8 protein-coding genes and 1 pseudogene are annotated in these 10,237 nt (G+C 70.8%); 5 read left to right on the top strand and 4 right to left on the bottom strand.

Annotation, left to right across the window (positions count from 1 at the left end):
* Nucleotides 1-510 (top strand): annotated as a pseudogene (locus tag ACWGH4_RS22830) (hypothetical protein); the annotation flags it as partial.
* 301 nt (nucleotides 511-811) lie between these two features.
* Nucleotides 812-1,462, top strand: coding sequence for a DUF4360 domain-containing protein (locus ACWGH4_RS22825; RefSeq protein ID WP_453463798.1), 651 nt, complete (start codon nucleotides 812-814; stop codon nucleotides 1,460-1,462).
* A gap of 66 nt (nucleotides 1,463-1,528) precedes the next feature.
* On the opposite strand, the gene ACWGH4_RS22820 is transcribed toward ACWGH4_RS22825, so the two are convergent.
* The 3 genes from ACWGH4_RS22820 to ACWGH4_RS22810 are packed head-to-tail and all read right to left on the bottom strand — an operon-like array spanning nucleotide 1,529 to nucleotide 3,950.
* Entirely contained in the window at nucleotides 1,529-2,332 is an 804-nt protein-coding gene (locus ACWGH4_RS22820) for an amino acid ABC transporter ATP-binding protein (RefSeq protein WP_453463795.1), read from the bottom strand.
* 53 nt (nucleotides 2,333-2,385) lie between these two features.
* The gene (locus ACWGH4_RS22815) at nucleotides 2,386-3,216 is read right to left on the bottom strand and encodes an ABC transporter permease subunit (protein WP_441262473.1); all 831 of its coding nucleotides are present in this window, start codon (nucleotides 3,214-3,216) and stop codon (nucleotides 2,386-2,388) included.
* The gene (locus tag ACWGH4_RS22810) at nucleotides 3,183-3,950 is read right to left on the bottom strand and encodes an ABC transporter substrate-binding protein (RefSeq protein WP_453463801.1); all 768 of its coding nucleotides are present in this window, start codon (nucleotides 3,948-3,950) and stop codon (nucleotides 3,183-3,185) included. The genes ACWGH4_RS22815 and ACWGH4_RS22810 overlap by 34 nt, the downstream gene beginning before the upstream one ends.
* 322 nt (nucleotides 3,951-4,272) lie before the next feature.
* Here ACWGH4_RS22810 and ACWGH4_RS22805 point away from each other — a divergent pair, with 322 nt between their 5' ends.
* Together ACWGH4_RS22805 and secD are read left to right on the top strand one after the other, a co-directional pair.
* Nucleotides 4,273-4,695 carry a hypothetical protein gene (locus ACWGH4_RS22805; protein WP_453463792.1) on the top strand — a complete coding sequence of 141 codons (423 nt, stop codon included), beginning with the start codon at nucleotides 4,273-4,275 and terminating at the stop codon, nucleotides 4,693-4,695.
* Between the two features lie 161 nt (nucleotides 4,696-4,856).
* Nucleotides 4,857-7,193: a protein translocase subunit SecD gene (gene secD / locus ACWGH4_RS22800; RefSeq protein ID WP_453463789.1), complete on the top strand. Its 2,337-nt coding sequence runs from the start codon at nucleotides 4,857-4,859 to the stop codon at nucleotides 7,191-7,193.
* A gap of 283 nt (nucleotides 7,194-7,476) precedes the next feature.
* Here the strand turns inward: secD and ACWGH4_RS22795 are convergent, their stop codons facing one another.
* Entirely contained in the window at nucleotides 7,477-8,745 is a 1,269-nt protein-coding gene (locus ACWGH4_RS22795) for an MFS transporter (RefSeq protein ID WP_441262470.1), read from the bottom strand.
* Between the two features lie 239 nt (nucleotides 8,746-8,984).
* Here ACWGH4_RS22795 and ACWGH4_RS22790 point away from each other — a divergent pair.
* Nucleotides 8,985-10,237 (top strand): family 16 glycosylhydrolase (locus ACWGH4_RS22790; protein ID WP_453463786.1); only part of this gene is annotated, 1,253 nt, incomplete at its 3' end.

The raw sequence follows: 10,237 nt of genomic DNA, 5'->3' as shown, positions 1-10,237 counted from the left end.
GCCGTGCTGCCCGGGCGCTCGGCGGACGAGCTGACCATGGTGGAGGCGGTCGCCGACGACACCCAGCGGCTGCCGGCGCTGAACGAGATCTACCTCGGCCGCCCCGGCCACCAGACCGCCCGTTACCGGCTGGACGAGGACGGTGAGGGACCGGGCCGGAAGGAATCGGGTGGGGAGGCCCAGGCGTCGTCGGGCGTGCTGGTGGGCACGGGGACGGGCGCGACCGGCTGGCTGCGCTCACTGTGGCAGGAGCGGGGCAGCACGCTCGCGCTGCCCGGTCCCGCCGAGCCGCGGCTCGCGTGGTTCGTCAGGGAGGCCTGGCCGTCCCCCACGACCGGGACGAGCCGGGTGGCCGGTGTGCTCGGCCGCGGGCAACGGCTCCGGATCACCGTGGAGTCGGACCGGCTGGTCGTCTTCGGCGACGGCATGGAGAGCGACGCCCTGAGCCTCACATGGGGCCAGTCGGTGTCGCTCGGCATCGCGGACACCTCGCTGCGACTGCTGGATTGAGCCGAAGGCCGCCGCCGGGCAGGCCGGCCGAATGGCCGGACATCGCTCTGGTCCTTCCCGCCATGGGTTTCTACCATTCGACCAACTCCCGGGCCGCGAACGCCCCGGGAGCCTCGGCCGAATATGTCATGTGCATGACGTTTCAACAAGTCCGGCACGTACGGCCGAATCACAGGACGGTCCAGCGCACTTGGTCCGTGACGGCCCACGCCACGCGAGCGGACGGCCGCACCCCCCACCTGACGGCCGGGCATCCCCATGCCCGGACCGCCCGGCACCGACAGCAATGGATTGGAGAACCATGACCGGTGGACTGCTGGTGAGCGGCGCGTTGGCCGCGCTGCTCGCCTCCGCGATCCCCTCGCAACAGAGCCCGTCCGTCATCACCGACCCGCCGCCGGACAGGATCGTGATCGAGGTGGCGACGGTCAACGGCTCCGGATGTCCCGCGGGGACGGCCGCCGTCGCCGTCTCACAGGACAACACGGCCTTCACCGTGACGTACAGCGACTACCTCGCCCAGGTCGGCGGCGGCGCCCCGAGCACCGCGTTCCGCAAGAACTGCCAGCTCAATCTGATCGTGCACGTGCCGCACGGCTTCACGTACGCGGTCGCCAGCGCCGACTACAGAGGCTATGCCTCGCTCCAGCCCGGCGCGAGCAGCACCGAGAAGGCGTCGTACTACTTCCAGGGCTCGCCGAACACCGAGTCACGCACGCACTCGTTCCGCGGCCCGTACGACGACAACTGGCAGGCCACGGACGAGACGGACTGGGCGCAGCTGGTGTGGGCGCCCTGCGGTGTCCAGCGCAACTTCAACATCAACACGGAACTGCGGGTCAGCGCGGGCACGTCGGACCCGTCACAGACCAGCTTCATGACCATGGACTCCACCGACGGCGACATCAGCACCATCTACCACCTGGCCTGGAAGGAGTGCCCGGGACGCTGATCCGCGCGGCCCCGGCCGGGAACGCCCCCGCCCGGCCGGGGCACCGGGCAGACGCCCGTGTGCGGATCACAGCTCCTTGGCGGGGCCTTCCGAGCCGGTCTCCCCCGGCTGTTCCGCGGCGGCCGGATCCAGGATGCGCATCAGGAAGTTGCGGGTGCGCTCGTGCTGCGGGTCCCCCACGACCCGTTCCGCCGGCCCCTCCTCGACGATCACCCCGCCGTCCATGAAGACCACACGGTCGGCGACCTCCCTGGCGAAGCTCATCTCATGGGTGACCACCATCATCGTCATCCCCTCGGCCGCCAGTTGGCGCATGACCGCGAGGACGTCGCCCACCAGCTCCGGGTCGAGCGCGGAGGTCGGCTCGTCGAAGAGCATCACCTCCGGTCCCATGCTCAGCGCGCGGGCGATCGCCACCCGCTGCTGCTGGCCGCCGGAGAGCTGCGACGGAAAGGCGTCGGCCTTGTCGGAGAGGCCCACCCGCTCCAGGTTGCGCCGCGCCACCTCCGCGGCCTTCGCCTTGTCCCTGCGCAGGACCCGCCGCTGCGGCAGCGTCAGGTTCTCCGTGACGCTGATGTGCGGGAAGAGGTTGAACTGCTGGAAGACCATGCCGATCCGGCGGCGCACGGCATCGATGTCGACATCGAGGTCGGTGACCTCCGTGCCGCCCACGAACACCTGGCCGGCGGTCGGCTCCTCCAAGAGGTTCACACAGCGCAGCAGCGTCGACTTGCCGGAACCGGACGGGCCGATGACGCACACCACCTCGCCCCGGGCGATGTCGAGGTCGATGCCGCGCAGCACATGGTTGTCACCGAACGACTTGTGCAGGCCCCGGATCTCGATCTCGGAACGGTCCGAACTGTCCATGATCCCGCTGCTCCCGCTTCCCGACGACTGTGACCCGACCGGCATGCGAACCCTCACCTCGCCTTGTCGGCGCGGGCCTCGAGGCGGCGCACCACGAAACTGAGCGGCACGGTCACCAGGAGGTAGCAGAGCCCCGCGACGAGGATCGGCGTGGAGTTGGCGGTCTGGCTGGCCAGATCCCTGCCGAACTTGGTCAGTTCGCGCTCCTCGAGGGTGACTCCGAGGAACAGCACCAGCGAGGAGTCCTTGAAGAGCAGGACCAGTTCGTTGGTGAGCGGGGGAATGACGATCCGGAACGCCTGCGGAATGATCACCGAGACCATGGCCCTGGCGTGCGAGAAGCCCAGCGATCTGGCGGCCTCCATCTGCCCCTTGGGCACCGCCTGGATGCCCGCCCTGATCGTCTCCGCCATGTAGGCGGCGGCGACCAGACCGAGACCGAGGGCCACCTTGCCGTAGGTGCCGCCGGGGATCTCGGTGCCGGGGAAGGCCAGTGGCACGGCCACACCCACGAAGATGAAGATCAGCAGCGCGGGCAGACCGCGGAAGATCTCGATGTAGACGCCCGCCACCCACCGGTAGGGGGCGACCGACGACAACCGCATCAGCGCGATGACCAGACCGAGTACCAGGCCGAAGACGAAACCGGACACCGTGTAGACCACCGTGTTGCGCAGCGCGGTGGTGATGATGGCGGGAAACAGCTCGGAGGCGAGGTCCTTCTGCGCGAACTGGTTCTGCAGACGGTCCCAGTCGGCCAGCAGGCCGATCACGACGAGCGCCGCGACGAAGACCGCGTACTGGATGCCCTGCGACACCCGCCGCCGCTGGCGGCGGGTGAGGCGTGAGGTCACGACTGCGCCTTGGGCAGCGGGCCGATCCACTGCTTGTAGAGCTTGTCGTAGGTGCCGTCGGCCCGGGCGTCCTCGATCGCCTTGTCGATGGCGGCCCGCAGCTTGTCGTTGCCCTTCTTCACCGAGAAGCCGTACTGCTCACCGGTCTCGATGTTCTGGCCGAGGGCGAACTGGGCGGCGTTCGCCTTGTCCTTGAGCCAGCCCTGGACGACGGGGTAGTCGATGATCACCGCGTCGACCTGGCCGGTGCGCAGCCCGTTCAGCACCGCGTCCGAGCTCTCGAAGGCGACGGGGTCGAAGCCCTGGCTCTTGGCGTAGCTCTCCCCGGTGGTTTCCGCCTGGGCGCCGAGCTTCTTCTTCCCCGACTTGACCTCGTCGAGCGACGTCACGCCGCTCTTCTTGGTCGCCAGCAGCGCCTGGGTCGCGTCGAAGTAGGGGACGGAGAAGTCCACGTTCTTCTTGCGGTCGTCGGTGATGGTCATGCCGGCCGCGGCGAGGTCGCACTCCCCGGAGTTGAGGAACGCGCCGGTCTTGAAGTTCTCGAACGGCGTGTCGAGGATCTTCTGCTCGACGCCGAGGTTCTTCGCCACCAGGTCGATCAGCGCGACGTCGAAGCCGACGACCTTGCCGCCCTGCTCGAACTGGAACGGCGGGTAGGGCAGGTGGGTGCAGGTGGTCAGTTTGCCCTTCTCGACCACGGGGACGCCTCCCGCGGCCTCGCCCGGCCCTTCGTCGGAGGAGCCGCATCCGACGGCGAGGAACATCCCGGCGGCCACGGCACCGGCTGTGGCGCGGACGCGGAAGCTGCTGCGGTGGCTGCGATGGCCGCTGGCCGTCCCGAACACGATGACCTCCAGGAGTGGGGGGACACGGAAGGCCGCGGTCCGCGACCGTCCGCCGAGATCGTAAGCCACGGGACGCGTGGTGCGCCGGAGCCGTCCATCAGGTGTTCCACCCTTCGGACACTCCGCGGAGACCGACACCCGCGGCGGTGGTGCGCCCGCCAGGCTCTAGGCTGAGCGGCGGCAGACGTCCGGCGGGATGCCGGACGTCCACAGGGAGCGACGACCGGTGAGGGAGGGCGGGATGGGGAGACGGGTCCGGCTCGTCCTCGCGACCGCACTGCCGGCGGCCCTCTTCGGCGTCTGGTCGGTGTTCCTCCTTCTCACCGGCGCCGCCGGCCACGGTGCGCAGCCCGTCGCCGGCCCCGTCGCGGTGGCGCCTGCCAAGGCGATCGCGGGAACCCCCCTCCGCCCCGTCGCGGCGCACCGGACCGTGCCGAACACACTCCAGGCCCGGCCTGTCGCTGCGGTCCCCCAACTACTGGCCGCGGAGAACACCCAACGGCCGCCCGGCACTCCCCCGGCGCTGCCCGGTGCTCCGGTGTCCGCGCACGCCCATCCCCTGCACGGCCGTGAGACGGCCGGCCCGCGCCAGGAGCGGGCTCCGCCCTCCGGCGTGTACGACCCGCGGCACACCCGCGGTCCTCCCTCCACCCGGCGCAGCTGACGTTCCGGGGCCTGTACCGGCCGAACCGCCGACAGGGCCCCAAGGCGTCCGCCGTCCGGCACCGCGGCGTGTCCGCGGACGGGTGCGCGTGACGTCTTTTTCCTCGCGTCCCCATTCAGCGCAGGCGCCGGGCGCGCCTGCGTGCTGCCCGTGGAGCACCCATGTCATCTCGCGCAACGTTCTGGCGGGCGCTGATCGCGCTCGCCGTCGTCGCCGTGTCCCTGTACGTCGCCCTGACCACACCGGCCCGGCTCGGTCTGGACCTGCGGGGCGGAACCCGCATCGTCCTCGAGACCCGGGACTCCCCCACCGTGACCGCCGACCGGGAGGCAACCGACCGGGCGATGGAGGTGCTGCGCCGGCGCGTCGACGGCCTCGGTGTCACCGAGCCCTCCCTCGCGCGTTCCGGTGAGCGGCGCATCGTCGTCGAACTTCCCGGCCTGAAGGACCCGCGCGAGGCCGCGAAGGTCATCGGCCGTACCGCGCAGCTGACCTTCCACCCCGTCACCGGCACCTCTGAAGGGCCCGCGGGCGCTCCTGGGAAGGACGGCTCGCGCGTCCTCGCCGACCCCGACGCACCGGGGCAGTTCCTACGGCTCGGCCCGCCCGCCCTCACCGGTGACGGGGTCGAGGACGCGGAGGCGGTGCTCGACACCCTTGAGGGCCGCGGCTGGACCGTCGACCTCTCCTTCCGCGGCGACGCGGCGAAGCAGTGGGCCCGGATCACGGGAGAGGCGGCCTGCGCGGCGCCCGCCGATCCCGCGCGCAGGGTCGCGATCGTCCTCGACGACGCGGTGGTGTCGGCGCCGGGCATGCAGAGCAGCGTGCCCTGCGGTGCCGGCATCACCGGCGGATCCGCGCAGATCACCGGCGGGTTCACCCCGGACGAGGCCCGCGACCTGGCCGCCCTGGTGAAGGGCGGCGCGCTGCCCGTGCCGGTGACGACCGTGGAACAGAGCACCGTGGGGCCGACCCTGGGCGCGGAGGCCGTCCGGGCCAGCGCGGCGGCAGCGGTGATCGGACTGCTCTGCACCGGCCTGTTCGTCATCGTCGTGTACCGGCTCCTCGGCCTGCTGGCCACGGTGGCGCTCGCGCTGTACGGGCTGATCTCGTACGCCGCCGTCGTGGCCCTCGGAGCGACGCTCACCCTGCCGGGACTCGCCGGGTTCGTGCTGGCCATCGGCATCGCCGTGGACGCCAACGTGCTCGTCTTCGAACGCGCACGAGAGGAGTTCACCCGCCCGGGAGGCCGGGGCGGCGCCCGGCGGCGCGACCTGAAGTCCTCGCTGCGCACCGGGTTCAGCAAGGCGTGGAGCGCGGTGGCCGACTCGAACATCACCACGCTGTTGGCCGCCGGGCTGTTGTTCGTGTTCGCGACCGGCCCGGTGAAGGGCTTCGGTGTGACCCTCGCGATCGGCGTGCTGGCGTCGATGGTCTCGGCCATGCTGATCACGCGGCTGCTCGCCGAGTGGGCGCTGAGCGTCCCGTACGTCCGGTGCCGTCCCGGGCTGACCGGCATGGCCGGGCCGGGGCGGCTGCGTGAGCGGCTCACCCGGCGTACGCCGCGCCTGATGCGGCACCGGCGCCGCTGGCTCGGGATCTGCTCGGGGCTGCTGCTCCTCGCGGTCGCCGGAATCGGCGTGCGCGGTGTGGAGTTCGGGGTGGAGTTCACGGGCGGCCGGGTCGTGCAGTACGCGGCCGAACGGTCCGTCGACGCGGACACGGCCCGCGAGGCGGTCGTCGGCGCCGGATTCCCCGACGCGGTCGTGCAGTCGACCGGCGACAACGGGATCTCCGTACGCACCAAGGAGAGCGGCGACGAGGAGCAGGAGCGGATCCGCGGCGCGCTCGACGACGTGGCAGGGCAGTTGACCGTGGAACGCGACGATCTCATCGGGCCCAGTCTGGGCAGCGAGCTGCGCCTGTACGCGCTGATCGCGCTCGGCGTCGCGGTCGCGGCACAGTTGCTGTACCTGTCCGTGCGGTTCCGGTGGACGTTCGCGACGGCCGCCGTCGTCGCGATGACGCAGGACGTGGTCCTCGTCGTGGGTCTGTTCGCGTGGCTCGGCAAGCCGATGGACAGCGTCTTCCTCGCCGCGCTGCTGACCGTCGTCGGTTACTCGGTCAACGACACGGTCGTCGTGCTCGACCGGCTGCGGGAACTCCGCAGGGCCGGCGGCTCGATCCCGCTGGAGTCCCTGGCGGACCGGGCCGTCGCGCAGACGCTGCCCAGGACGGTCAACACGGGCATGGGAGCGCTGTTCGTCCTCGTCGCGCTTGCCGTCCTGGGCGGTGACTCGCTGGCCGACTTCTCGATCGCCCTGATCGCGGGAGTGGTGCTGGGGATGGCGTCCACCGTCTTCACCGCGATGCCCGTGGCGCTCGTACTCCAGTCCCGGTACCCCGAGTCACGCGGGACCGGCGGGGCCGGGCGCGCGAAACCGGCGAAGGAGCGCGGCAGGGCGAGGGACCGGGACCGTTCGGGCGCCGTGGTCTGACCCCGGACACGGCCGGACATGCGCCGCCGCCGCTGCGGCAGTTGATGCCACAGCGGCGGCGGGCGGGCCGGGCCGCGTTCCACGGACGTCAGGCGGCTCTACCGCGAGGTCCTCGTCCGCGGTGCGATCTGCTGGGTGTTGCCTGCGTCGGCGCGGCGCGGTCCGCTGGTTGGTTCCTGCGGTTGTGCGGCGCGGTCCGCTGACTGCGTCGTGCGGTGTGCGGCGTGGGTCCGCTGGTTGGTTCCTGCGGTTGCGCGGCGCGGTTCCGCGTTGGTGGCGTGGGTCAGCGGCGTGCTGCGGTGACCGGTGCCGGTTCTGCGGTCGTCACGGCCGCGGGCGTGGTGCCGGCGGTCGCGGTGGCCGGACCGGCGGTGGTGGACCCGGCGACGAGACGGCTGCCTCCGCGGGACTCCCGGCGTTCGAGGAAGGCGGAGAGGACCGCGAGGACGAGCGCGGCCGCGGCGAGGACGGCGCCGACCCAGTTGGGGGCGGTGAGCCCCATGCCGGCGGCGATCACGATGCCGCCGAGCCACGCGGACAGCGCGTTGCCGAGGTTGAAGGCGCCGATGTTGACGGCGGAGGCCAGGGTCGGGGCACCGTGGGCCTGGTCCAGTACGCGCTTCTGCAGCGGGGGCACGGTCGCGAAACCGAGGGCGCCGATCAGCAGGATCGAGATCGCGGCCAGGACCTTGTGGTGCGCGGTGACGGTGAACAGGCCCAGGACCAGGGCCAGTGCCGTCAGTGTCGTGTAGAGCAGGGGCATGAGGTGCTTGTCGGCGTACTTGCCGCCGAGCAGGTTGCCTCCGACCATGCCGACTCCGAAGAGGACGAGCAGCCAGGTGACGGAGGTGTCGGCGAAGCCGGCTACCTCGGTCATCATCGGCGCGATGTAGGTGATCGCGGCGAACACGCCGCCGAAGCCGAGCACGGTCATCGCCATGGCCAGCAGCACCTGCGCGTTCTTGAACGCGGCCGCCTCGTCGCGCAGCCGCACGCCCTGCGGCCTCGGCATGTCGGGGACGAGGCGGGCGATGCCGACCAGGCCGATGACGCCGAGCAGGGCGACGATCATGAAGGTGGTGCGCCAGCCGATGGACTGGCCGATCAGGGTCCCCCCGGGAACGCCGACCACGTTGGCGACGGTCAGGCCGGTGAACATCATCGCGATCGCGCCGGCCTTTTTGTCCGGGGCGACCAGTCCTGCCGCCACGACGGAGCCGATGCCGAAGAACGCGCCGTGTGCCAGGGAGGCCACGATCCGGCCGGTGAGCATGAGGCCGAATGTGGGCGCCATGGCCGACAGGACGTTACCCACGACGAAGAGCCCCATCAGCAGCATCAGCATCCGCTTGCGGGACACCTTGGCACCGAGTGCGGTCATCAACGGGGCGCCGACGACCACGCCGAGGGCGTAGCCGGTCACCAGCAGACCCGAGGTGGGGATCGAGACCCCGAAGTCGGCCGCGACCTCGGGGAGCAACCCCATGATCACGAACTCGGTGGTGCCGATGCCGAAGGCACCGACAGCCAGGGCCAGCAGCGCAAGAGGCATGGGAGGACCTTTCAGAGGTATGTGAGTGCGCCTTACAAGCGTCGACAATAGTTGCAGACACATTTGATTGCAAGCGCTCGATTTTGCGGGATGGTGACACCTGGGGCGGCCGCCCCGCCAGGTCCGTACCAAACCCTTGACACTCGCTTAGTTCACTTCTTAAATCACGTGATGAACTAAGCTGCTGTCATATCCATGACAGGAGCCCCTTCCTCCCTCACGCATCGGAAGGGAGAGTCATGGACTCCCCGCGCTCCCCACGGCGCCTGCTCGCGACCGTCGTCTCCGTACTGGTCCTGGCCACGGTCGGCACCGGCCTGGCGACCGGCGCGCCGTCACCGTCACCACATGCCGACCCAGTTCTCCGGCCGGCTGCCGAGGCCGCCGCCGTCACGTTCTCCGACGATTTCGACGGGCCGGCCGGCGCCGCCGTCGACAGCGGCAAGTGGCAGATCGAGACCGGCGACAACGTCAACAACCACGAGCGGCAGTACTACACGGCCGGCAACCGGAACGCCGCACTCGACGGGCAGGGCCACCTGGTCATCACCGCCCGCCGCGAGAACCCCGGCAACTACCAGTGCTGGTACGGACGTTGCGAGTACACCTCGGCCCGGCTGAACACCGCGGGCAAGTTCACCACCACCTACGGCCGGGTCGAGGCCCGGCTGAAGGTGCCGCGCGGGCAGGGCATGTGGCCGGCCTTCTGGATGCTCGGGAACGACATAGGGCAGGTCGGCTGGCCCGCCTCGGGCGAGATCGACATCATGGAGAACGTCGGCTTCGAACCGTCCACCGTCCACGGCACCCTGCACGGCCCCGGCTACTCGGGGTCCGGCGGCATCGGTGCCGGATACACGCTCCCCGGCGGCCAGGCCTTCGCGGACGCCTTCCACACCTTCGCCGTCGACTGGTCGCCGAACAAGGTGACGTGGTCGGTGGACGGCAACGTCTACCAGACCCGTACGCCGGCCGATCTGGGCGGCCGCCAATGGGTGTTCGACAAGCCGTTCTTCATCATCCTGAATCTCGCGGTCGGCGGCTACTGGCCCGGTGACCCCGACGGCAGCACCGTCTTCCCCCAGCAGCTCGTCGTGGACCATGTGCGGGTCACCACGGGTGACAGCCCGGCGACCGGCGGGCCGATCACCGGCATCGGCGGCAAGTGCGTGGACGTGGCGGGTGCGAACACCGCCAACGGCACCCCCGTACAGCTCTACGACTGCAACGGCACCGCGGCGCAGCGGTGGAGCGTGGGAACCGACGGCACCATCCGGGCGCTCGGCAAGTGCCTCGACGCCGCCTCCGGGGGTACCGCCGACGGCACCCCCGTACAGCTCTGGGACTGCAACGGCACGGCGGCCCAGCGATGGGACGCCAACGCGGCACGCGACATCGTCAACCCCCAGGCGGGCTATGGTCCCGTCCGGTCCGATGGCGGGTGTGGGATAGCACCCGTCCGTGTCGTAGTCGTAGGCCGGCTGGAAGGTCT

It is taken from the genome of Streptomyces sp. NPDC054847 (genome assembly GCF_053610925.1).
The sequence above is the reverse complement of the archived record's forward strand: the minus strand, read 5'-3'. Positions and strand labels throughout refer to the sequence as shown.

What these genes read in the sequence shown, in the direction of transcription:
- ACWGH4_RS22825 (WP_453463798.1), top strand. Translation starts at nt 812, where the DNA reads ATGACCGGTGGACTGCTGGTGAGCGGCGCGTTGGCCGCGCTGCTCGCC.
- ACWGH4_RS22805 (WP_453463792.1), top strand. Translation starts at nt 4,273, where the DNA reads ATGGGGAGACGGGTCCGGCTCGTCCTCGCGACCGCACTGCCGGCGGCC.
- ACWGH4_RS22810 (WP_453463801.1), bottom strand. Translation starts at nt 3,950, where the DNA reads ATGTTCCTCGCCGTCGGATGCGGCTCCTCCGACGAAGGGCCGGGCGAG.
- ACWGH4_RS22820 (WP_453463795.1), bottom strand. Translation starts at nt 2,332, where the DNA reads ATGGACAGTTCGGACCGTTCCGAGATCGAGATCCGGGGCCTGCACAAG.
- secD (WP_453463789.1), top strand. Translation starts at nt 4,857, where the DNA reads ATGTCATCTCGCGCAACGTTCTGGCGGGCGCTGATCGCGCTCGCCGTC.
- ACWGH4_RS22795 (WP_441262470.1), bottom strand. Translation starts at nt 8,745, where the DNA reads ATGCCTCTTGCGCTGCTGGCCCTGGCTGTCGGTGCCTTCGGCATCGGC.